A 23,055-nucleotide genomic window follows, 5' to 3' on the forward strand; every position below is an offset into this window, starting at 1 on the left:
AGATTTAGAGGTGTAATTTTAATGTCGTTAGATAGAAATGCAAAATGCTGGTGCAAAAGTGGATTAAAGTATAAAAGATGTCATCTTGAATTTGATCAAAAGATAGAAAAATATAAATCAGAAGGTCATATAGTACCATCAAGAGATATCATAAAAAATAAAAAAGATATTGAAGGAATAAGAAAAAGCGGAAAAGTAAATAATGGAGTATTAGATCTTATTGCATCCCAAATAAAAGAAGGAATGAGTACTCAAGATATTGATGATATGGTATATAAATATACAATAGAACATGGAGGGATACCTGCTCCTCTTAATTTTGAAGGCTTTCCTAAAAGTGTATGCACATCAATAAATAATCAAGTGTGTCATGGAATCCCTGATAAAGATGTTATTCTAGAAAATGGAGATATAATTAATGTAGATGTATCTACAATATTAAATGGATATTATTCAGATGCATCTAGAATGTTTATTATAGGTGAAACCTCTGAAAATGCTAAAAAGCTTGTTAGAGTTGCAAAAGAATGTATGCAACTTGGAATAGATGCTATTAAACCATGGGGATTTTTAGGAGATATTGGAGAAGCATGTAATAGACATGCAAAAGAAAATGGATATTCAGTAGTAGTGGCCCTTGGAGGTCATGGAGTTGGTAATGAATTTCATGAAGAACCTTTTGTACCTCATGTAGGTGAAAAAGGTACAGATATGCTTTTAGTTCCTGGGATGGTACTTACAGTTGAGCCTATGATAAATGAAGGAACTTCTGAAGTTTTTGTAGATGAAGATAATGATTGGACTATATATACAGATGATAATAAACTCTCTGCTCAGTGGGAACATACAATTCTTATAACAGAAGATGGAATAGAAATTCTAGCAGAATAATTAAATCTTTAATTAAGACTATTTACTAAAATAATACAGTAAATGGTCTTATTTTTTTATCATTTTTTCAATTTATTTAAATATAAATAGTATAGAATAAATTTGTTTAAAGAGAGTGATATTTTGAACCCTTATGAAATATTAAATTTAGAAAATGATGCAGATGAAGAGCAGATAAAAGAACGTTACAAAAATTTACTTGATGAATATAATGATAATAAAGAAAACTTTACTTTAGAATATCTTGAGAATTTAAATTTTGCATATGATGCTTTAATTACTAAGAATATTTACACAGAAATAAGAAAACTGATTGAAAACAAAAATTTTCCAATGGCTGAATCAAAATTAAATTTGGTTGATGATAAAGATAATGCCGAATGGAATTATTTAAAAGGATTTGTGTCTGTAAATAGAGGATGGTTTGAAACCGCTGTAAATTATTTAAACAAAGCAATAGAATTAGATCCAGAAAATGCGGAATATATAGAAAGTTTAAATACATTAAAATCTAGAATTATGCAGTATGCCCTAAATTATACAAAATTTAACACAAAACAGCAAAGTAACATGAATCCTTGCTCTGGAGGAAATAATAATCAAGGAATGTGTTAATTAGTTATTTACTATTTGTATTTTTTCATGTTAATATATAAATTATAGTGTACATGAAAAAAAGTACCTAAATAACAAATTCAAGTTGTAATATATAACAGTTGGAGGAAGGAGCAGAAAATATGCTTGATTGTGTTTTAGAAGATTTAAATATTGATAAAAACACAGATATCAATATATTAATTGATAAGCATATGCCTTTTATAATTAAAAGTATTTCTGATGTTACAGGAAGATATGTATCGTGCGAAAATGATGAGGAGTTAAGCATAGGACTTTTAGGATTTACAGAAGCAATTGATCGATATGATATGGAAAAGGGACATTTTTTACCTTTTGCAAAACTTGTAATTGGAAGTAGAATAAAAAATTATCTAAAAGGGGAAAATAGGCATACGCATTCATCTATCGAAGATTTAGCTGAAAAAGGAATCGAGATAAAAGATGAATATTTTGAAAAAGTTGAAGATTCTACTTTACTAACTGACGAAATTAATGAGCTCAAAAAGGAAATATCGCTATGTGGATTTACTCTTGAAGATCTTTTAAATGAAGCTCCTAAGCAAAAGAATACAAGAATAAACGCTATAAGCATAGCAGAGAAAATAAGTAAAGATACTGAATTTTTACCTTTTATGTATCAAAAACACAGGCTTCCAATAAAAAAAATGGTTTCGAAATACGGAATTACTGAAAAAGTAATTAAAAGAAGCAAAAAGTTCATTATATCAGTAGTAATAGTGCTTGATAAAAATCTAAAAGGAATAAGTAATTTTATAGGAAAGTAGGTGATAAAAATGAATAAAGGTGTCGTAATGGAACTCCACAAAAACTATGCTATTATATTAAACAGTGATGGACATCTTGAAAAAATAGCTTTGAAAAAAGATATGGGAGTTGGTCAGAAAATCTTTTATTTAGATGAAGATAAAATAAAATCGTCTAATATAATAAAACATGATTTTCATTCTAACAAATTTATGTTTATGAAAGCATTTGGATCTATAGCGGCAATATTTTTAATAGCATTTACTTTCTTATTCGGATTAGGCATAAATTCTAATAAAGTTTATGCAGTAGTTAGTCTTGACATAAATCCAAGCATTCAAATCGAAGCAGATAATAATCAAATTATTATAAAAGCTGAAGGTAAAAATGATGATGGTAAGAATTTGGATTTAGAAGATATTATAGGAGACAATATTAACGTAGGCATTGAAAAGATTAAAGATAAACTTTCAAAAAAAGATTATTTAGAAAAAAATAAAGAAGTATTAATTGCTTTTGCTCTTACTAAAGGTATTTCCGATGACTCTTATAAAGATGCAGTTGAAACTGCTGTAAAAGATGCTTTTAAAGATGAAAATATTACATTTGTAAAAGCTAATAAAGAAGATATAAAAGCAGCTAGTGATAAAGGTATAAGTCTTGGAAGATATAAAGCATTTGTAGTTGCAGATGATGATACAAAGGAAAATATAGATTCTGTATCAGTTACAAATATAACTGCAATAATAAAAGAGAAAGAAAACTGTATTTATTGGAAAGCTCAAGATATAGCACCAGAAGAAAATGAAGATATTGAAGACACTTCTTCTGTAGATCTCTCTCAATCTGCGAAAGACGATACTAAAGAATCAGCAAATAATAATGCAGTTACAAATAACAATAATTCAACTGATTCTAAAAATATAAATAGTGGTGTTACTAGTAATAATAACACTACTACTAATGAAGAAAAAACTAAATTTAATACTGAAAATACTGAAGATACTGAAAACAAACCAACAGATAAAAATAATCAGACAAGCAATTCAAATGATAATAATGATCAAACTCAAGATCAAAATATACCTAGTGAAGATATTAAGCCTCTAGTACCTTCAGATACTAATAGCTTAGATAAAAAAAATTAGTTTATGTTTTAGGGAAAGAATATTTAACAGTTAAAAGCTATTTAAGACATTTTAAAATGTCTTAAATAGCTTTTTTAGTTAAGAATTTAAAATTTAATTAAAAATATAGTATAATATAAAAAAGCAATTATTTATGGGGGAAAATATGATTAAAGAATATTTGAAAAACAACATTTTACTAACAGATGGGGCTATGGGAACTTATTATTCAGAACTAACATCTAATGATTCTACATATTGTGAATTTGCTAATCTGAATAATAAAAATATAGTAAGAAGAATTCATGAAGAATATATAAAAAGTGGTGCAAAGCTCATAAGGACAAATACTTTTTCTGCAAATACAATAAATCTTAATGTATCTCGTGAAAAATTAAAAGATATTATAGATAGCGGATGCACTATTGCAAAAGAATGTGCAGATAAAAACGATGTATTTATAGGCGCAAGTATTGGTCCTATAAGATATGAGGAGAATATAGAAACAGATAAAGACATCATTGATGAATTAAAATTTATATGTGACTGTTTTTTTGATAATAATATCAATATATTTATATTTGAAACACTTAGCAGTACAAAATATATAAGTGAAATATCAAGTTATATTAGAAAAAAAGATAATAAAAGTTTTATTTTAACTCAGTTTGCAATAAAACCTGATGGATATACACGTGATGGAATTTCATTTGATACAATTTTTAAAACAGTATCAGAGATAAAAAATATTGATGCATATGGATTAAATTGTGGCTCTGGTCCAACACATCTTCTATCAATTCTTAAGAAGTATGATTTTAAAGGAAAAATAGTATCACTTCTTCCGAATGCAGGATATCCAGAGATAATTCATGAAAGAACAGTATTTCCGAATACACCTGAGTATTTTGCAATGAAAATGGAATCAGCCAAAAAGCTTGGGATATCAATAGTTGGTGGATGCTGTGGAACAAATCCTTCATATATTGAACATTTAAATAAAAAAATAGGCGATTTTAAGAAAAATGACTTTACTCATTCTTCTTATACAGATATACAAAAAGCAAAAGTTATAAAAAAAGAAAACTCATTTTATAAAAAGCTTATGAATAATGAATTTCCTATAGCTATTGAACTTGGTTCTCCACTTAATCCAGATGTAGAAAAGCTTATGGGAAATGCGAAGAAATTAAAGCAAAGTAACCTTGTAGATCTTATAACAATTCCTGATTCTCCAATGGCAAAAATGAGAGCAAATTCTTGTATAATTGCATCAAAAATACAAAGAGAAATAGATATTGATGTTATGCCTCATATTTGCTGTAGAGATAAAAATATTAATGCAATAAGATCTGAACTTTTAGGTGGATATATTGAAAATATTAGAAACGTACTTTCAATTACAGGTGATCCAATTTCAGATGCCAGCAGAGTTGAAGTTAAAAAAGTTTTCAATTTAAATTCATTTAAACTTATTGAACTTATAAATAGTATGAATAATGAGATGTTTAAAGAAGATGCTATAAAAGTAGGAGGCGCTTTAAATCTAAATGTTAAAAACAAAGAAGCAGAATATGAGAGAATGCTTAAAAAAATAGATAAAGGATGTAATTTCTTTTTAACTCAACCAATATATGATGATGAAGCTATTGAATTTTTAAAACGAATAAAAGAAAAAACTAATGTTAAAATTTTATCCGGAGTTATGCCTCTTGTAACATATAAAAATGCAGTATTTTTAAATAATGAACTTCCTGGAATTAATATTCCAGAAAATTTCATTAAAAGATTTTCACCATCACAAAGTAAAGAGGAATCAGAATCAATTGGAATTGAAATAGCAACAGAACTTGGTAAAAAGCTTAAGAAAATATCTGATGGACTTTATCTAGTAATTCCATTTAACAGAGTAGATATGATTCTAAAAATTATAAAAAACATATTAGAGAACTAATCTAGAAAAAGGAGGACTTTATGAGAATCGGTATTGTCAGACATTTTAAAGTAAATTGTAATAAACGTTTTTTTATGACACCAGATGATTTAAAATTATGGGAGGATACGTATAATAAAAGTACAGTTACAAGAAATGATGTGAACCTTCAGAAAATAAAATGGGATAAATGTTATTGTTCTACTTTAAGCAGAGCTATTAAAACAGCACAAGACATATTTAAAGGAGAGATTATAAGAACACCTCTTATATGTGAAACAGTTATAGATCCTGTATATAAGCATAAGATAAGAATACCCTATCATTTTCACTCTGTATTATCTAGAGCATCATGGTATTTAAATGGAAAGTCTCAAACAGAAACAAAAGCTACAACGAAAAAAAAAGCAAATGAATTTATTGATATTTTACTTGAAAATAATAAAAAAGATCATTTAGATAATATTTTAGTTGTAACACATGGATTTTTTATGTTTACGCTTCAAAGAGAGTTAAAAAAAAGAGGCTTTAAAGGCAAAATAACAATAGCACCTAAGAATGGAACACTCTATCTTTATCAAAATTAATAATTTTATATTAAAAAAACAGGTATATAAAAGCCTGTTTTTTTAATATATTCTTGCTTAGGTAATAATAAATAATTATAATAAATATATAAATTATATTTTTTGAATAAGGAGTATATTATGGAAAATAAATATACATTCGGACGAGGATGTTGGAAAACAATAGAACAAGGTAATGAACTTTCATGGATGATTGGAAACGGTTTAGGTGGATATGCTGATGGTACAGCTATAGGTGGAAATGCTATGAGTTTTCATGGATATTTAATATCATCCTTTAATCCTCCAGTTATGAGATATTTAGTTCTTTCAAGAGTTCAGGAGGAAATTGAATTTGATGGAAAAACATATGATCTTACAAGTCAGCAATATATAAACGAAAGTAAAAATGGACAAAAGTATCTTGAAAAGTTTGTATTTGATGATATTCCAGAATTCTATTATAGAATTAATGATATTTCAATAAAAAAATCAATTACAATGGATTATGGACATAATACAACGTATGTATGTTATGAAATAGAAAACGGTTTAGAAGAATCAAACTTTAAAATGGTACCGTTATTCAATTTTAGACCTGCAGGTGATGTAACTGAAAGAGCAGATTTAAAATTTCATATTAATCTTAATGAAAAAGAAGGCAAAATAAAATTAGTACCAGATAAAAACAAGAATATATCTATTAATTTTCAAACATCATGTGGTGAATTTTACGATAGAAGCTTAAAAGAAGTTACAATGGCTACACCAAACTATGTAATTGAAGAAAATAATTTTTATATTCTAGATAATAGAACTGGTTTTTTAGGAGTTGATAATCACTATACTCCATATGAAATAAATGTTAAGCTTAAACAATTTGAAAAGAAAAGAATTGTTTTAAGATGTTCAACAGAAGACTTTATAGATTCCTCTTCTTTAGAGGATAGTGGATTTAAAGCTATTAAGTCATATAAAGATAGAGCAGAAAAGCTTGCACTCAATTCAGATCTTAAATATGATAATCTAGCAGCTAATCTTGTAAAGGCAGCAGATCACTTTATAGTAAAAAGAAAAAGCACAAATTTAAAAACAGTTCTCGCAGGTTTTCCTTGGTTTACAGATTGGGGAAGAGATACTATGATATCTTTTGAAGGACTTACACTTGTTACAAAAAGATTTAATGATGCAAAAGAAATATTAGAATCCTTTGCTAAATATATAAAAGATGGACTTGTTCCTAATGTATTTCCTGATAACAATGTAGAACCTGGTTATAATACAGCAGATGCATCATTATGGTACTTTGAAGCTGTATATAAATATTTATGTTATCAAAATAGTGATAACGATTATAAATTTATTAAAGATAAAATTTATAATAAGCTTAAGGAAATTATTCACGCATATAAAAATGGTACTGACTTTTCAATAAAGATGGATGATAAAGATTTCCTAATTTCTGCTGGTTCTGATCTTGATCAAATAACATGGATGGATGTAAGAGTTGGAGATCTTGTAGTAACACCAAGACATGGTAAACCAGTTGAAATAAATGCCCTATGGTATAACGCACTTAAAATTATGGAAATTTTATCATTAAAGTTTGAAAATAAAGAAGAAAGTGAAAAATATAAACTTCTTTCTGAAAAAGTTAAAGAATCATTTAATAAAAAATTCTGGAATGACGATTTAAAATGTCTATATGATGTTGTAGATAAAAATGATCCTAGCATAAGACCAAACCAGTTATTTGCAGTTTCACTTCCATTTACAATGCTTGATAAAGATAAAGAAAGATCTATTGTGTCTATATGTTATAAGCATTTATATTCTACATATGGATTAAAAAGTCTTTCATGCTTTGATAAAAGATTTAGAGATATGTATATAGGGAAGCTTATAAATAGAGATACAGCATATCATATGGGAACTACATGGGGATATCTTTTTGGACCATTTATAGATTCTTATTTAAAAGTAAATAATTATTCTAAAGATTCTGTAGATAAAGCATATGACATGTGTCATCTTTTTGAAGAACATATGAAAGATGGATGCATAAACGGAATTGCTGAAATATTCGATGGAAGCTTTTCATCAACAGGCAGAGGTTGCTATTCTCAGGCATGGAGCATAGCTGAAGTATTACGTGCATATGCTCTTGTATTAAAAAACAAAAAAGATTTATCTTAAAACTTTAAATAAAAATGAGACCAGTTTAATATAATTTAAGCTAGTCTCATTTTATCTTAATTATCTGTTTAATTTATAAATGGATTTGCATTAAACTTTTTAGTAAATATATCTTTATCCCTCTCCTTAATACCTTCCATATATTTTACCCACTCTAAGCATAGTTTTTTATAAGATGAGTCAATATCACGCTGCAAATTATCTAATTTATCTGCATCTCTTATTTCACCCTGTAAATGAAGAAAAGTTATAATCATTTCCAAAAAAGATTCATCTAAAATAACATTAGAGCTACTGCTTAAAATTAATAGAAGATATTTATTTTCATCGAGCATATCATAAAGTTTATTTATTAATTCACTTTTAAGAGTAATTTTAAACTCGCAGATTTCTATATATTGTTTTATACTTTTAAATTCATCATCTAAAGATAGGGAGCAGCTGGAACTTTTTATAGATTCTTTATTATATTTATTAAAAAGAGATATTAATGAATTACCGACTTCGGCAAAGAAAACCCCTATTAATTTAGTATTACTTTCTATAATATGCTTTTTTTCTCTCTTTTCTATAAGTTTATCTAAAATTATAGATGTAAAAAATACATCAAGAGGTATAAATGCAATATCTGAAGTTAAAAATATAAGTGTATGATGTGCATCTTTAAAAATTAAATAGTGCACATAATGTAGAAATAATGAAATTATTACAAGACTAATTCCAATAAGAAATATTTCATGATCTTTTTTTCTCAAAACATATCACTCCCTTTTTATTTTAAATTATATAACAATAAAAATATTACTATAAATATTATATCTTTGTCTATATTATGGTATACTTAACTTAAATCTATATTTTTAGGAGCTGATAAATTTTTGAGTAACGTAATTATTGTAGGAGCAGGTCCTGCAGGTATGATGGCAGCAATTGAAGCGTCAAAGAAACATAATGTTACAATTGTTGATGGAAATGAAAAAGTTGGAAAAAAACTTTATATAACAGGTAAAGGTAGATGTAATGTTACAAATGCTAAAGATATTTCCGAATTTTTTGATTACATACCACATAATAATGATTTTTTATATAGTGCACTATATACGTACACTAATCAAAATACAATAGATTTTTTTGAAAAAAGAGGTATTCATTTAAAGATTGAAAGAGGAGATAGAGTCTTTCCAAAATCAGATAAATCATCTGATATAATAAAAGGATTACAAAATGAATTAAAAGAAAAAAATGTAAAAATCCTTTTAAATTCAAAAGTAACGGATATAATACATGATAAGGAAACTATTTCTGCACTTAAAATAAATAGTAAAGATATACTTAAAGGCGATTATTTTATATTTGCAACTGGTGGATGTACATATCCTTCAACTGGTTCAGATGGAATGTGTCATAAACTTTTAAAAAATCTTGGTCATAATATAACAACATTAAGACCATCTCTTGTGCCTATAGAACTTAAAAACTATGACGGTTCTAAGCTTATGGGATTATCACTTAGAAATGTTGAGATAACTATAAAAGAAAGTGGTAAAAAATCAGTATATAAAGATTTCGGAGAGATGTTATTTACACACTTTGGAGTGTCAGGACCTCTTATTTTAAGTGGAAGCAGATTTATAGATAAAAATAAAGAATATGAACTTCATATAGATTTAAAACCAGCACTTGATGAAAAAGCGCTAGACTTAAGAATACAGAAGGATTTTAAAAAATATATAAATAAAGACTTTAAAAATTCACTTGATGATCTTTTACCTCAAAAAATAATAAAAGAAGTAATTGAACTATCAAAAATACCATATGATAAAAAAGTTAATGAGATAACTAGATCAGAAAGAAGAAATCTATGTAATGTAATTAAAGATTTTACTTTTAAAATAAGGGGATTAAGACCTATAGAAGAGGGAATAGTTACAGCAGGAGGAATAGACTGCATGGAAATTGATCCTTCAACTATGAAATCAAAAATTATAAATAATCTTTCCTTTGCAGGTGAACTTATTGATGTAGATGCTTTTACTGGAGGTTATAACGTTCAGATTGCATTTTCAACTGGTTTTATTGCTGGTAATAATATATAAAACTAAAATATTATCTTGTTTGAAAGTAAAAAAAAATATATAATTATATAAGGAAACATTAAGAAATGAGGATTAGTTTTGAAATTAAAAGTTGCAATAGATGGCCCTGCTGGTGCAGGTAAAAGTACAATTGCCAAAATGGTTGGCAAAAAATTTAATCTTATGTATATTAATACTGGTGCTATGTATAGAGCAGTAGCATTAAAAGCTAAAGAACATGATATAAAACCAGATATGGTAGATTCTTTAGTACATATGATTAAAGATTTAAAAATGCATTTTGAAAATGACGATATTATACTAAATGGCGTAAATGTTCAAAAAGAGATTACTATGCCAGAAATAAGTAAAATAGTTTCTTCATATGCTTCAATAAAAGAAGTACGTAAGATGTTAGTAAAAATGCAAAGAGATATAAGTGAAGATTATAATGTTATTATGGACGGAAGAGATATAGGAACTGTAGTTTTAAAAGATGCTGAATTTAAGTTTTTTCTTACTGCAACGCCAGAAGAAAGAGCAAAAAGAAGATATAATGAATTACAGAATAGAGATATAGAATGTTCATATGATAAAATCTTAAATGATATAAAAAAGAGAGATTTATTAGATACAACAAGAAAAGAAGATCCTTTAAAAAAAGCAGATGATGCAATTTTAATAGATAGTACAAATCTTGATATTAATGGTGTTGTGTCTAAAATATCAGAAATAATCAAAAATAAAATGAATAATTAATATTTTTGATTATATATTTAAATGAGGAGAAATAATTGTGAACATAATATTAGCTGAAAATGCAGGATTTTGTTTTGGAGTTTCTAGAGCTGTAGATGAAGCTGTTAAAATACAAAAAAAAGAAAATAGAAAAATCTATACTTTAGGACCTTTAATACATAATAATGATGTAGTTAAATATTTAGAGAAAAACAATATTTATGCACTAGAGCTTGAAGATGCTCTAAAACTTCCAGAATTAAATGTAATAATAATACGCTCACATGGCATTTCAGAAGATATTTTAAACTCTTTAAAAAATGCGAAATTGAAAATTTATAATTTAACATGTCCTTTTGTATCTAACATTCAAAAAAAAGTGAGAAAATATGCTGATGAAGGATATCAAATTATAATATTAGGTAATAAAAATCATCCTGAAGTTATAGGAATTAATGGATGGTGTTATAACAATGCAATAATCACAATAAATGGTGAATTTTCAGAAAATGAAAAAAGAGGAATTAAGCCTAAAGTATGTTTAGTTTCTCAGACAACACTTAAAATTGAAGATTATCAAAACGCAGTTAAAAATATTTCAATATTAACTAAAGAACTGATTGCATTTAATACTATATGTGCTTCTACAAAAGTAAGACAAAAAAGTGCTGATAAAGTTTCAAAAAAAGTTGATGCTATGATTGTAATTGGTGGGAAAAATAGTTCTAATACTACAAAATTGTATGAAATATCTAAAAGAAATTGTAAAAATACAATCCATATTGAAAATTCAAAAGAATTAACGATGGATTTTATTAATAAAAATTATAAAAATATAGGAATAACAGCTGGTGCATCTACACCAGATTGGATTATTAGGGAGGTACTAGATAAAATGAACACAGAAAATAATACACAGGAAAACGCAAATGCTTCAGAGGATCAGTTAGCATTAATGGAAAAAATCGATAAGAAGATTTCCATTGGTACAGTAATTGAAGACGAGGTGATTTCAAAGGATAATGATGGAGTAATCATAAAAATTAATGGTTATGGCATAGATGGAATTATTCCTTATAAGGAACTTACAATTAAATCTGATTCAAGAAAATATGCAGAAAGCTTAAATCCCGGAGATAAAATAAAAGCAAAAGTTATAAGATTACAAAATAATGATGGATATGTAGTTTTATCAAAAGTTGAATATGAAAAAGGATTTGCTTTAGATGAACTTAAGACTTTATTTGATGAAGAAAAAACTTTTGCAGTTAACGTTACAGAAGCTAGAGAAAAGGGCTTAGTTGCAGATTATAAGGGAGCAAGAGTATTTATTCCAGCTTCTCAGATAGATGCAAGATTTGTTAAAGATAAGACTCCATATGTTGGAAAAACTTTAGAAGTAAAATTAATCGATTTTTCTTTAAAGCACCCAACAAAAGTAGTTGCATCAAGAAGAGTTTTAGTTGAAGCTGAAGAAAATAAAAAAGCAGAAAAAGTTTGGGAATCATTTAATGTTGGCGATGTAGTAAAAGGTAAAGTTGTAAGATTTACAAACTTTGGTGCTTTCATTGAAGTTAATGGAGTTGATGGATTATTACATCTTTCTCAGATTTCATGGAATCACATAAACAGTGCTGAAGATATCTTAAAGAAAGATCAAGATATAGAAGTAAAGATTATTGGACTTGATAAAGATGCAAGAAAGTTATCTTTAAGTTTAAAAGAACTTATGCCAAAGCCTTGGGATAAGGTAAATGATAAATATCCTGTAGATTCAATTGTTCTTGGTAAAGTAGTAAGATTAAATGATTTTGGTGCTTTTGTTGAACTTGAACCAGGTGTAGATGGATTAGTTCATATATCAAAGATTTCTCATAACAGAATCGGTCATCCATCAGAAGTATTATCAGTTGGTCAAGAAGTTAAATGTAAGATCTTAAGCGTTGATGAAGAAAAGAAGAGAATCAGCTTAAGCATTAAGGATGTTGAATAATAACATTTATTATTATAGAAATTAATTTGCACAAAGTAGATTTTTAAAATTTACTTTGTGCTATATTTTTAATTTAATATAGGGGATTTATAATATGAATCTTGAAAAAGTAACACTATTTAATATTAGATTTCTAAGACGTATATTTAATGAAAATCAGAATTGCTATGATTTAGATGGAGATTTTTTTGATGTATATAATGAAGAATCATTTATATATAAATTTTTACTTAGAAAACAAGTAAAATTAATAAAATTAAGTAAAAGTTTTATAGGATATATATGGCTTTCATTTAGTTCAAAATCAGGATGTTACAACATTTATGGCATAGATATAAATGAAAATTATATTAATTTAATCAATTCAAAACTCCTTAGGTCTTTAAAATTTAATATATTAAATTATGAGTGCATCGATAGTAAAAAAAATGACCTTATTATGTCTCATTTAGAATTTTCAAAAATAAATTCTTCTATTCTTATGAGCATAAAAACAAATCCAAGAGAAACTAAAAATGATAAAATTGAGTTTGTTAAATTAATAAAAGGTCAAGATGAAGAAAAAAGATGCATTATACAGAATAAAATATTTGATAAAAAAGGTAGAGTTCCGATATCTGTAGATGATATATTAGAAGAAGAAAACTCTTCTTATTATATAGACGGACTTTCTTTTTTTATTGTTTCTAATCATAAGCATATTGGTTATGGACAGATTATATTATCGCATGGTGTTCATACTATTGTGAATTTTGGAATAATAAAAGAATATAGAAAATCTGGTTATGGGAAAAAATTTATAGATTTTTTAATAAACTACTGTTTTATAAATTCTATAGATAACTTAAATATCAGAGTAGAAGATAGTAATATTCCAGCTATTAAATTATATAAATGTGCAGGGTTTTCAAAAATTAATGGAATTTCAAAATGGTCTTATTCTAACTTATGATTAATATATAAATTATTGACTTTGATTTTTACATGCGTTAATATTTCTATATAGATAATTAATCTTATCTAAATATTTTTGGGGGGCTATAAAAATATGAAAGAGTTAATTAAGAAACTATCAAACGGTCAAGATTTGACTATGGATGAAGCTGAAGAAGCTATTGATATTATGTTATCCGGCAAAGCAACGGAAGGACAAATTGGTTCGTTTCTAACAGCATTAAAAATGAAAGGCGAAACTATTGATGAAATAGTTGGATGTTCTAAATCTATCAGAAACAAGGCATTACATATAAAACCTTCAGTAGAAAAATTTATTGATTTTGTTGGTACTGGTGGAGATGGAATTTCAACATTTAATATTTCAACAACTTCTGCAATAGTTGTTGCTGCATCAGGACTTGCAGTAGCAAAGCATGGTAATCGTTCAGTTTCAAGTAAAAGTGGAGCTGCAGATGTATTAGAGTCTCTTGGAGTAAATATAATGAATAATGTTCATGATGTAGAAGAGTCTGTAAATACAATAGATATCGGATTTATGTTTGCACCTATTTTTAATGAATCTATGAAATATGTAGGAAAAGTTAGAAAAGATATTGGAATTCGTTCGGTTTTTAATATTTTAGGACCTCTTTCAAATCCATCAGGTGCTAAATATCAGCTTATAGGTGTATATAATAAAAAACTTGTAGATATTTTTGCCAAGACTTTAAAAAAATTAAAAGTAGAATCTGCTTTAATCGTTAATGCAGATGATGGAATGGATGAGATATCATTATCTTCAGATACTAATATTGCAGATTTAAGAAATGGTGAAATAAAAACATATAAAATATCTCCTGAGGACTTTGGTTTTAAAAAGTGTGATATTTCAGAATTAAAAGGTGGAGATAGCAAAATTAATGCTGAAATAACTAAAAAAATATTAAGTGGCGAAAAAGGTCCTAAAAGAGATATAGTTTTATTAAATGCTGGTGCTGCTTTATATGCAGGTCAAAAAGTTGATTCAATAGAAGATGGTATTAAGATGGCAATAGATACTATTGACTCTGAAAAGGCTTTAAAAAAGCTTAATGAACTTATAGAATTTAGTAATAGATAAAGTTGATACTTTGGGGTTGAGCGTTACATAATAGTATGCTCAGCTTTTTTATTTAGAAATATATATTTAAATATAAGGTGATGATACAATATGAGTAAAGCTATAGAAGATATAGTAAATGAAATAAATAAATGTGAAAAATGTGAACTATGTAAAAGTCGTATAAACACTGTCCCAGGTGATGGAGGATTAAATTCAAGAATTATGTTTATAGGTGAAGCACCTGGTCAAACAGAAGATGAAACAGGTAAACCTTTTGTGGGGAGAAGTGGAAAGCTTTTAGATAAACTATTTGATTCTGTTGGAATAAATAGAGAAAAAGACATATACATAACAAATATATTAAAATGTCGTCCACCTAAAAATAGAGATCCAAAGCCTGACGAACAAGAAATATGCATAAATTATTTAAGAGAACAATACAAAATACTTCGTCCTAAAATAGTTGTATGCCTTGGAAGAATAGCTGCTCAAAAAATTATAAAGCCAAATTTTGCAATAACTAGAGAGCATGGAACATGGACCGTAAAATGCAACACATACTTTACCGCAACATTTCATCCCTCAGCACTTCTTAGAAATCCAAGCAATATGCAATTAGCTTTAGATGATTTTAAAGAAATTAGAAAGAAAGTTTTAGAGATCACAAATCACAAAATTTAACGCTCTTTATTTTATGTACTAAATTTGTTATAATACAATAGATAAAACTATTTGGAGGATTAGAATGAATTTTAGTATAGAAAATTTAGATAAATATAATTATAAAGATAATAATAAAAAGCTTTTCTTTATTTTAACATATGGCTGTCAGATGAATGAAGAAGATTCAGAAAAAATATCTGGTGTATTAAAAGAAATGGGATATACAAGAACTTTTGAAGAAGATAAAGCTTCAATTATAATTTTTAATACATGTTGTGTAAGAGAAAATGCAGAAAATAAAGTTTTTGGAAATCTTGGAATATTAAAAAAACGTAAAAAAGAAAATCCAGACTTAATAATTGCAGTATGTGGCTGTATGATGCAGCAAAAAGGGATGGCAGATAAAGTTTTAGATACTTTTCCTTTTGTAGATATAATATTTGGAACACATAATACATATAAATTCCCAGAATACCTTTATAGAGTACAGTCTGAAGGAATTCAAATAAAAGAAGTATTAGATAAAGAAGGGGACATAGTTGAAGGAGTTCCTATAGATCGAAAAAGTGATGTTAAAGCATTTGTAACAATAATGTATGGCTGTAATAATTTTTGTACATATTGTATAGTTCCTTATGTAAGAGGAAGAGAAAGAAGCAGAAAATCTGAAGATATAGTAAATGAAATTAAAGATCTTGTAAGTAAAGGATATAAAGAAATAACTCTTCTTGGTCAAAATGTAAATTCTTACGGTAAAGGTCTTGATGAAGATATTACATTTGCAAAACTTTTAAGAAAAATCAATGAAATTGACGGAATTGAAAGAATCAGATTTATGACATCACATCCTAAGGATTTAACTATAGATGTAATAGATGCTATAAAAGATTGCGATAAACTTTGCGAACAGGTACATCTTCCAGTACAAAGTGGAAGCAGCAGAATCTTAAAAGCTATGAATAGAATATATACAAAAGAGCAGTATTTAAAACTTGCTAAAACTATTAGAGAGAAAATACCTGATGTTACAATCTCTACAGATATAATAGTAGGATTTCCTGGAGAAACTGAGGAAGATTTTCAGGAAACATTAGATCTTGTAGATACAGTAAAATACGATGCTGCATTTACATTTATCTATTCAAGAAGAAATTATACTCCAGCAGATAAAATGGAGAATCAGATTCCTGAAGATATTAAGCATAAAAGATTTAATAGATTAGTTGAAACTGTAAATAAAAATATTATTGCAGCTAATAAAAAAACAGAAGGAAAAGTATACGAAGTTTTAGTTGAAGGCTTAAGTAAGCATGATGAAAATAAGCTTTCAGGAAGAACAAGAAATGGAAAACTTGTAAACTTTGCCGGATGTAAAGAAATGATAGGCAAGTTAGTAAATGTAAAAATAACAAAAGCTAAGTCATTTTCATTAGATGGAGAAGTAGTAGAATAAATAAATATAAAGTCTATTTTATAAATTCACCCTCAAATAAATAGGAGAGAGTGCTATTTATAAAATAGACTTTTTGTTTTATTTTATAATGTTTGTAAATGTACAGCTTATTAAATTTTCTAAATCTTTTGGATTCATTTCTATCTGTGATCCACATCTTCCGCCGCTAAAAATTATAGTATCAAAATTTAATGCAGTTTCATGAATAAAAGTTTTAAAAAGTTTCTTCATTCCAAGCGGTGAACATCCACCTCGAATATATCCAGTAATTTTATTGATATCTTTAACATGTATCATTTCTACAGATTTTTCATTTGCAGCTTTTGCGCATTTCTTTAAATCTAATTCTTCAGCAACTGGAACTACATAAACAAAATAGTTTTTAGAATGTCCTTCTGTAACAAGAGTTTTAAAAACTTTTTCTTTATCTTGATTGAGCTTTTCAGCAACTGCAAGTCCATCAATTTTTCCATCTGAACAATCATATGTATGAGTCGTATATGAAATTTTATTTCTATCTAAAAATCTCATTGCATTAGTTTTTGCTTCCTTTGACAAATTTAAAACCTCCTTTACGAACTTATTATAACAATTAGACTGCAAAAAGACAAATTCTATTTTAAGTAGAAAAATATTTTTAAATTGATCTAAATGTACAAATCTATGTTTTATATAATTCTAAATTTCAAATATTTCTAAAAAACGAGTTTTAAAAGACTTAAATTTAAACATAAATAAGCATAAATTTAAATAAAAAACGTAATAATAATTTCGCTAAATAATAATTTAGCGAAATTATTGCCCGTTTTTTTCAAAAGTGCTATAATTTTTATATAATATATACTTAAAGGTGGTTAAACATGAAATTTAATATAAAAATCATAAACGATGACAAGCTTCCAATGATTCTTGTTGATTTTCTAAATTATCTTCAAACAATTCGAAGTAAATCTTCAAATACAATTGATGGTTATAAAGATGATCTTGTTGTGTTCTTCAGATTTATGAAATTATATAAAGGATATGTAAAAGATGATTCAATTGAATTTGAAGAAATAAATATAAAAGATATTGATGAGCAATTTATAAAAAGAATCAGGCTTCAGGATTTTTATGCGTTTTTATCATTTGTTGAAAAATATAGAGATAACGGAACTTATGCCAGAGCTAGAAAAGTTGCTACTTTAAAATCCTTTTTTAATTATTTAAGCAAGAAAATTAAGGTAATTTCTGAAAATCCCGCAGATGAACTTGAAACGCCAAAAATTTCCAAAAGGCACCCTGTTTATCTAACTCTTGAAGAAAGCAAAAGACTTTTAGATTCTCTTGATAAAAAAGATAAGAATTATTTTAGAGATTACTGCATACTAACTCTATTTCTAAATTGTGGAATGAGAATTTCAGAGCTCTGTAGTATTAAACTTGATAAAATAAAAAATGATACACTAACTATTATAGGTAAAGGTGATAAAGAAAGAACTGTCTATTTAAATAACGCTTGCTTAAAAAGTATTGATAATTATTTAAAAGTTAGAGATGATACGAAAGCTCTTGCTGAAAATAAAAAATATTTATTTTTGTCTAACATGCACAGACCTATAAATAAAAGAACTGTTGAGATTTTAACAAAAAAACATTTAAATAACGCAGGAATAACTGGAGATAAATACACTCCCCATAAATTAAGACATACTGCTGCTACACTTATGTATAAATACGGGAAAGTTGACATCAGAAGCCTTCAAGCAATTTTGGGACATGCTAGTATTTCAACTACTCAGATTTATACGCATGTTGATGAAGATGAGTTAAGAGAAGCTGCAAATAAAAATCCCCTTTCAGATTTATAAATCTGAAAGGGAACTTTTAAAAACGTGCACTTCCCTGCTCTTTTTAGCTTGGCTGATAAGGAGTATATATTTTTTTCAATTCATTTACATAGTCGCTATCAGTTCCTTCATATATAATTAAAGTATTTTCTTTTGTATAATAATATGGTGCAGATTTAAAATCTGTTGTTGCATCTTTTATTGTCATGCCATCATCTGTAATATTTTTAAGTGCATTATTCATTTCTTCTTTACTATCAAATTCATATATAATGACTGGATCATCTTTATATGTATAATTAGTTTCATTTACAGAAAAATTAGGAAAATAATTATATTTATCAGGTGTTACAGCATCTTTAATTTCATACCCTGCTTTTATAATATCATCCTTAACATTTTTAGCTGTATATTGAATGTTATCTCCTATATTTTCTGCATTTTCTTTAATATCTTCTCCTGCTTTTTCTACTACATTTTCATCTGTAGTTGTATCAGAAGTATTAGTATTATTTTGGCATCCACCTAAAAGGCACATTACAGATAAAGCTGATGCAGTAAAAAAATATAACAATTTATTTTTTTTCATATAATAATCAATCCTTTCTTGTTTAGTCATACTTAGTATTCCAAAGATTGATACAATCTATTCAAGGATCGAATTATATAAACTTGATTAATCTTTCTACTTATTAATCTTTTTCTTTAGAAGTTTTACTCCAGGATAAACTTCATCTGTCATTTTATTAAATTCATCTTCAGGAATATTGCAAACATCTGTTTCATAATCAATATGATCAAAAGCATCCTCATATCCATCTAAATCAGAATTATCTAAATTGTTATTTTCCATAAATCTCTTGTAAATCTCACTATTACTTAGATTTTCTTCATTTATTTCATCAAGTTCTTCAGAAGTAAGATCAGCTTTTATATCCTCCATATACTCTTCTTCTAAGATTTTATTTTCATCTTTATTTTTAGCTATATCTTCTATTTTTATAGCTTTAGTATCTATTCCATTCATTTCAAGACATTTTCCACAATTATCACATATTTTATTTTCGTATATATCACAATAGTCATCATCAGAATATTTATATCCCATACTTACACCTCAATTAAAATTTTATCAATACATAGTATAACATATCATTTATATTGTTGCAAAGCACCTGGGAACAAAGGTTTGTATTAAAAAATCAAATATGATATAATTAATTTAAGATAGCGAGGTGAAAAGTACATGGATCAATTGAAAAACAAGCAGTCAGAAATCTATGAATTTTTAAAAGTATATACTGAAAATAAAGGATATCCGCCTTCTGTAAGAGAAATCTGTGAAGCTGTCAATCTAAGTTCTACATCTACAGTACATGGCCATCTTAAAAGACTTGAAAAAAAAGGACTTATAAAAAGAGATCCTTCAAAGCCAAGAGCTCTTGAAATATTAGAACTATCAAATCCTAAAAAAGAAATGGTCAACATCCCTATTATAGGAAAAATAACCGCAGGACGTCCAGTTCTTGCTGTTGAAAATTATGAAGATACTTTCCCACTTCCACTTGATTATATAAAGCATGACAAAGAGCTTTTTGCATTGCGTGTAAATGGAAATAGTATGATTAATGCAGGAATAAATAACAACGATCTTGCAATCGTTGAAGAATCAAATGTAGCATCTAATGGTGATATTGTTGTAGCTTTAATTGACGATTCAGCTACAATTAAAAGATTTTTTAAAGAAAATGGACACTATAGACTCCAGCCTGAAAATGATACTATGGATCCTATAATAATTGATAAATGTACAGTTTTAGGAAAACTTGTAGCAATTTATAGAGAATATTAAAAAATACTCTTTACATACTTATATTTTTATGTAAAGAGTATTTTTTTATTTATAAATATTTATTTTTAGTTCTTTTCAGTTTCTAAAACTTTACTAAGACCTATCATTATACCAATACGACCATGATCAAAATTAAGTCCTCCCTGCATATATGCAATATAAGGTTCTCTTAATGGACCATCACATGAAAGTTCTATAGTAGATCCTGATATAAACGATCCTGATGCCATTACTATATCACTATCATATCCTGGCATTGGAGATGGTATACAAACTGCAAATGAATCTATTGGTGATCCATGCTGAATACCACTACAGAAATTTACAAGCTTATCTGGATCAGAAAATTCTATAGCTTGTATTATATCTGTTCTCTTTTCATCAGATTGTGGGAAAACCTTAAATCCAGCAAGTTCCATTACCTTTGCTCCAAAGATTGATGTCTTAACAGCTTCTATTGCTACATGAGGGGCGCTGAAAAGTCCTTGATAAAAACTTCGCATAAGTCCGTATGTTGCTCCATACTCTCCTCCAACTCCTGGAACAGTCATTCTGTTTTCTGCATTCACAACATACTCTTTTTTACCAGCTACATATCCACCACCTGGAGCAATTCCGCCTCCTATGTTTTTCATAAGAGAACCTGCAATTATATCAGCTCCTACATCTGTTGGTTCTAATGTTTCAATAAATTCACCGTAGCAGTTATCTACAAAAATTATAACATCTTCTCTTACGCTTCTTATAACATCTATAACTTCTTTTATCTTAGAAATCGAAAATGATTTTCTAGCTGCATATCCTGTACTTCTTTGAATATGTATCATTCTAATTTTTTTATCTTCTTTTAATTTTTCTCTTATTTCATCAAACTTAAAATTTCCTTCTTTATCTAAAGGTATTATTTCTGTTTCAATACCATATTCATCTAAAGATCCTGGATTTTTTGTTTCAGAAAGTCCAAGTACGCTTAAAAGTGTATCGTATGGAAGTCCTGATACACAAAGTATTTTATCATTAGGACGAAGGTTTCCTGCCATTGCACATCCTATTGCATGTGTTCCACTTACAATATGTGGTCTTACAAGTGCAGCTTCTGTATGAAATACTCTGCTATATACTCTATCTAAAGCATCACGTCCCATATCATCTAGTCCATATCCTGTAGTATTTGTAAAATGTGCTTCACTTATATTTTCTTCTTGAAAAGCATTTAAAACTTTAAGAACATTATACTCTCTTATTTCATCATATTCTTTAAACTGCTCTTTTAAATCCTTATCTGCTATATCATAATACTCAAAACATTTATCATTTATCTTATACTTATCTTTCAAAAATTTTTTTGTTTCATTTAACATTTAAATATTCTCCTTATTGTTCAAATCATTTAATATCTTTTCAATCATTTTTTCTTCTGTTAATTTATCTTTATCTAAGAATATGCATCTTGGATCTCGTCTAAACCATGTAAGCTGCCTTTTTGCATAATTTCTAGAATTCTTTTTTATTAGTTCTACTGCATCTTTAAGAGTTATTTCATCATTAAAATAACTTAAAATTTCTTTATACCCTATTCCTTGCATTGATTGATTCTCTTTTGTAAGTCCTGAATCATGTAACTTTTTACATTCAGAAATAAGACCATTTTCAATCATTATGTCTACTCTTTTATCTATTCTTTCATAAAGCTTTTGTCTATCCATAGTAAGTACATAATAATATATATCATATTTTGAATCATAAAAAGAATCGCCTGCATTAAATGAACTAAATGGCTTTTTAGTTATTTTATAAACCTCAAGGGCTCTTATTACTCTTTTTACATTGTTCATATGTATAGCTTTATAGCTTATAGGATCAATATCTTTTAGCATTTCATGAAGATAGAAATTTCCTTTATCAGAAGCTATTTTTTCAAGTTCTTCTCTATATTCTTCATCCTTATATGCATTTGTAAAATCCATTTTACATGTAACTGAATTTATATAAAGACCTGTTCCTCCAGTAATTATAGGAAATTTATTTCTATTTATAATATCATCAAGACATTTTGTAGCATCTTTTTTATATTCAGCTACTGTATAGTTTTTATCTGGCTCTATAATGTCTATCATATAATGTTTTATATTTTTCATTTCTTCTTTAGTTATCTTTGCAGAACCTATATCCATATATTTATAAATCTGCATCGAATCTGCAGAAATTATTTCAGCATTCAGCTTTGAAGCAAGTTTTATTGAAATATCACTTTTTCCAACAGCTGTAGGTCCTCCTATAATAAGTAGTTTTTGTTTCATTTAAAAATTACCTTTCAT

At 27.1% G+C, this 23,055-nt stretch carries 22 protein-coding genes; 16 read left to right on the plus strand and 6 right to left on the minus strand.

Going from position 1 to position 23,055, the window contains the following annotated elements; translation table 11 throughout:
• Positions 1–21 precede the first annotated feature (21 nt).
• From MTX53_RS06450 to MTX53_RS06480, 7 genes are all read left to right on the plus strand, one after another.
• Positions 22–891, plus strand: coding sequence for a methionyl aminopeptidase (locus MTX53_RS06450; protein WP_244832896.1), 870 nt, complete (start codon positions 22–24; stop codon positions 889–891).
• Positions 892–1,014: 123 nt separating this feature from the next.
• On the plus strand, positions 1,015–1,506 hold the full coding sequence (locus tag MTX53_RS06455) for a J domain-containing protein (RefSeq protein WP_244832898.1): 492 nt from the start codon (positions 1,015–1,017) through the stop codon (positions 1,504–1,506).
• Positions 1,507–1,628: 122 nt separating this feature from the next.
• The gene (gene sigI, locus MTX53_RS06460) at positions 1,629–2,294 is read left to right on the plus strand and encodes an RNA polymerase sigma factor SigI (RefSeq protein WP_244832900.1); all 666 of its coding nucleotides are present in this window, start codon (positions 1,629–1,631) and stop codon (positions 2,292–2,294) included.
• A 9-nt stretch (positions 2,295–2,303) separates the two neighbouring features.
• The gene (locus MTX53_RS06465; RefSeq protein ID WP_244832901.1) at positions 2,304–3,422 is read left to right on the plus strand and encodes an anti-sigma factor domain-containing protein; all 1,119 of its coding nucleotides are present in this window, start codon (positions 2,304–2,306) and stop codon (positions 3,420–3,422) included.
• Between the two features lie 145 nt (positions 3,423–3,567).
• Complete coding sequence (locus tag MTX53_RS06470) at positions 3,568–5,355, plus strand: bifunctional homocysteine S-methyltransferase/methylenetetrahydrofolate reductase (protein ID WP_244832902.1); 1,788 nt, start codon at positions 3,568–3,570, stop codon at positions 5,353–5,355.
• A 20-nt stretch (positions 5,356–5,375) separates the two neighbouring features.
• Positions 5,376–5,921, plus strand: coding sequence for a histidine phosphatase family protein (locus MTX53_RS06475; protein WP_244832903.1), 546 nt, complete (start codon positions 5,376–5,378; stop codon positions 5,919–5,921).
• Between the two features lie 120 nt (positions 5,922–6,041).
• Complete coding sequence (locus MTX53_RS06480; protein ID WP_244832904.1) at positions 6,042–8,096, plus strand: amylo-alpha-1,6-glucosidase; 2,055 nt, start codon at positions 6,042–6,044, stop codon at positions 8,094–8,096.
• A 68-nt stretch (positions 8,097–8,164) separates the two neighbouring features.
• Here MTX53_RS06480 and MTX53_RS06485 read toward each other — a convergent pair whose 3' ends face one another.
• Complete coding sequence (locus MTX53_RS06485) at positions 8,165–8,851, minus strand: hypothetical protein (RefSeq protein WP_244832905.1); 687 nt, start codon at positions 8,849–8,851, stop codon at positions 8,165–8,167.
• A 123-nt stretch (positions 8,852–8,974) separates the two neighbouring features.
• Between MTX53_RS06485 and MTX53_RS06490 the strand changes: the two genes are divergently transcribed.
• The 7 genes from MTX53_RS06490 to miaB all read left to right on the plus strand — a co-directional run bounded on the left by MTX53_RS06490 (position 8,975) and on the right by miaB (position 17,056).
• A complete protein-coding gene (locus MTX53_RS06490) occupies positions 8,975–10,192 on the plus strand; it encodes an NAD(P)/FAD-dependent oxidoreductase (RefSeq protein ID WP_244832906.1) in 1,218 nt (405 codons plus the stop codon).
• A 78-nt stretch (positions 10,193–10,270) separates the two neighbouring features.
• Positions 10,271–10,930 carry a (d)CMP kinase gene (gene cmk / locus MTX53_RS06495; RefSeq protein ID WP_244832907.1) on the plus strand — a complete coding sequence of 220 codons (660 nt, stop codon included), beginning with the start codon at positions 10,271–10,273 and terminating at the stop codon, positions 10,928–10,930.
• 34 nt (positions 10,931–10,964) lie between these two features.
• The gene (locus MTX53_RS06500; RefSeq protein ID WP_244835473.1) at positions 10,965–12,902 is read left to right on the plus strand and encodes a bifunctional 4-hydroxy-3-methylbut-2-enyl diphosphate reductase/30S ribosomal protein S1; all 1,938 of its coding nucleotides are present in this window, start codon (positions 10,965–10,967) and stop codon (positions 12,900–12,902) included.
• Positions 12,903–12,996: 94 nt separating this feature from the next.
• On the plus strand, positions 12,997–13,854 hold the full coding sequence (locus MTX53_RS06505; RefSeq protein WP_244832908.1) for a GNAT family N-acetyltransferase: 858 nt from the start codon (positions 12,997–12,999) through the stop codon (positions 13,852–13,854).
• Between the two features lie 96 nt (positions 13,855–13,950).
• The gene (gene trpD / locus MTX53_RS06510; RefSeq protein WP_244832909.1) at positions 13,951–14,958 is read left to right on the plus strand and encodes an anthranilate phosphoribosyltransferase; all 1,008 of its coding nucleotides are present in this window, start codon (positions 13,951–13,953) and stop codon (positions 14,956–14,958) included.
• A gap of 90 nt (positions 14,959–15,048) precedes the next feature.
• Positions 15,049–15,621, plus strand: a complete 573-nt coding sequence (locus MTX53_RS06515; protein WP_244832910.1) for a uracil-DNA glycosylase — start codon at positions 15,049–15,051, stop codon at positions 15,619–15,621.
• 64 nt (positions 15,622–15,685) lie between these two features.
• Positions 15,686–17,056: a tRNA (N6-isopentenyl adenosine(37)-C2)-methylthiotransferase MiaB gene (gene miaB / locus MTX53_RS06520; protein ID WP_244832911.1), complete on the plus strand. Its 1,371-nt coding sequence runs from the start codon at positions 15,686–15,688 to the stop codon at positions 17,054–17,056.
• A gap of 78 nt (positions 17,057–17,134) precedes the next feature.
• Here miaB and ybaK read toward each other — a convergent pair whose 3' ends face one another.
• The gene (gene ybaK / locus MTX53_RS06525) at positions 17,135–17,614 is read right to left on the minus strand and encodes a Cys-tRNA(Pro) deacylase (RefSeq protein WP_244832912.1); all 480 of its coding nucleotides are present in this window, start codon (positions 17,612–17,614) and stop codon (positions 17,135–17,137) included.
• Positions 17,615–17,916: 302 nt separating this feature from the next.
• Here ybaK and MTX53_RS06530 point away from each other — a divergent pair, with 302 nt between their 5' ends.
• Positions 17,917–18,906, plus strand: coding sequence for a tyrosine recombinase XerC (locus MTX53_RS06530; protein WP_244832913.1), 990 nt, complete (start codon positions 17,917–17,919; stop codon positions 18,904–18,906).
• Positions 18,907–18,949: 43 nt separating this feature from the next.
• Here MTX53_RS06530 and MTX53_RS06535 read toward each other — a convergent pair whose 3' ends face one another.
• Together MTX53_RS06535 and MTX53_RS06540 are read right to left on the minus strand one after the other, a co-directional pair.
• The gene (locus MTX53_RS06535; RefSeq protein ID WP_244832914.1) at positions 18,950–19,474 is read right to left on the minus strand and encodes a YtxH domain-containing protein; all 525 of its coding nucleotides are present in this window, start codon (positions 19,472–19,474) and stop codon (positions 18,950–18,952) included.
• A 96-nt stretch (positions 19,475–19,570) separates the two neighbouring features.
• On the minus strand, positions 19,571–19,993 hold the full coding sequence (locus tag MTX53_RS06540; protein WP_244832915.1) for a hypothetical protein: 423 nt from the start codon (positions 19,991–19,993) through the stop codon (positions 19,571–19,573).
• A 138-nt stretch (positions 19,994–20,131) separates the two neighbouring features.
• On the opposite strand from MTX53_RS06540, the gene lexA reads away from it, so the two are divergent.
• On the plus strand, positions 20,132–20,737 hold the full coding sequence (lexA, locus tag MTX53_RS06545; RefSeq protein ID WP_244832916.1) for a transcriptional repressor LexA: 606 nt from the start codon (positions 20,132–20,134) through the stop codon (positions 20,735–20,737).
• A 65-nt stretch (positions 20,738–20,802) separates the two neighbouring features.
• Here the strand turns inward: lexA and MTX53_RS06550 are convergent, their stop codons facing one another.
• Both MTX53_RS06550 and miaA read right to left on the minus strand, forming a co-directional pair.
• A complete protein-coding gene (locus MTX53_RS06550; RefSeq protein ID WP_244832917.1) occupies positions 20,803–22,098 on the minus strand; it encodes a methionine gamma-lyase family protein in 1,296 nt (431 codons plus the stop codon).
• The gene (gene miaA / locus MTX53_RS06555; RefSeq protein ID WP_244832918.1) at positions 22,099–23,037 is read right to left on the minus strand and encodes a tRNA (adenosine(37)-N6)-dimethylallyltransferase MiaA; all 939 of its coding nucleotides are present in this window, start codon (positions 23,035–23,037) and stop codon (positions 22,099–22,101) included.
• Positions 23,038–23,055 lie beyond the last annotated feature (18 nt).

The sequence above is a fragment of the Clostridium sp. BJN0001 genome (assembly GCF_022869825.1).
Taxonomy (GTDB): domain Bacteria; phylum Bacillota; class Clostridia; order Clostridiales; family Clostridiaceae; genus Clostridium.

Coding starts and splice junctions, on each gene's coding strand:
- MTX53_RS06450 (WP_244832896.1), top strand. CDS start 22: ATGTCGTTAGATAGAAATGCAAAATGCTGGTGCAAAAGTGGATTAAAG.
- sigI (WP_244832900.1), top strand. CDS start 1,629: ATGCTTGATTGTGTTTTAGAAGATTTAAATATTGATAAAAACACAGAT.
- MTX53_RS06465 (WP_244832901.1), top strand. CDS start 2,304: ATGAATAAAGGTGTCGTAATGGAACTCCACAAAAACTATGCTATTATA.
- MTX53_RS06470 (WP_244832902.1), top strand. CDS start 3,568: ATGATTAAAGAATATTTGAAAAACAACATTTTACTAACAGATGGGGCT.
- MTX53_RS06475 (WP_244832903.1), top strand. CDS start 5,376: ATGAGAATCGGTATTGTCAGACATTTTAAAGTAAATTGTAATAAACGT.
- MTX53_RS06480 (WP_244832904.1), top strand. CDS start 6,042: ATGGAAAATAAATATACATTCGGACGAGGATGTTGGAAAACAATAGAA.
- MTX53_RS06505 (WP_244832908.1), top strand. CDS start 12,997: ATGAATCTTGAAAAAGTAACACTATTTAATATTAGATTTCTAAGACGT.
- trpD (WP_244832909.1), top strand. CDS start 13,951: ATGAAAGAGTTAATTAAGAAACTATCAAACGGTCAAGATTTGACTATG.
- MTX53_RS06515 (WP_244832910.1), top strand. CDS start 15,049: ATGAGTAAAGCTATAGAAGATATAGTAAATGAAATAAATAAATGTGAA.
- miaB (WP_244832911.1), top strand. CDS start 15,686: ATGAATTTTAGTATAGAAAATTTAGATAAATATAATTATAAAGATAAT.
- MTX53_RS06530 (WP_244832913.1), top strand. CDS start 17,917: ATGAAATTTAATATAAAAATCATAAACGATGACAAGCTTCCAATGATT.
- MTX53_RS06535 (WP_244832914.1), bottom strand. CDS start 19,474: ATGAAAAAAAATAAATTGTTATATTTTTTTACTGCATCAGCTTTATCT.
- MTX53_RS06540 (WP_244832915.1), bottom strand. CDS start 19,993: ATGGGATATAAATATTCTGATGATGACTATTGTGATATATACGAAAAT.
- lexA (WP_244832916.1), top strand. CDS start 20,132: ATGGATCAATTGAAAAACAAGCAGTCAGAAATCTATGAATTTTTAAAA.
- MTX53_RS06550 (WP_244832917.1), bottom strand. CDS start 22,098: ATGTTAAATGAAACAAAAAAATTTTTGAAAGATAAGTATAAGATAAAT.
- miaA (WP_244832918.1), bottom strand. CDS start 23,037: ATGAAACAAAAACTACTTATTATAGGAGGACCTACAGCTGTTGGAAAA.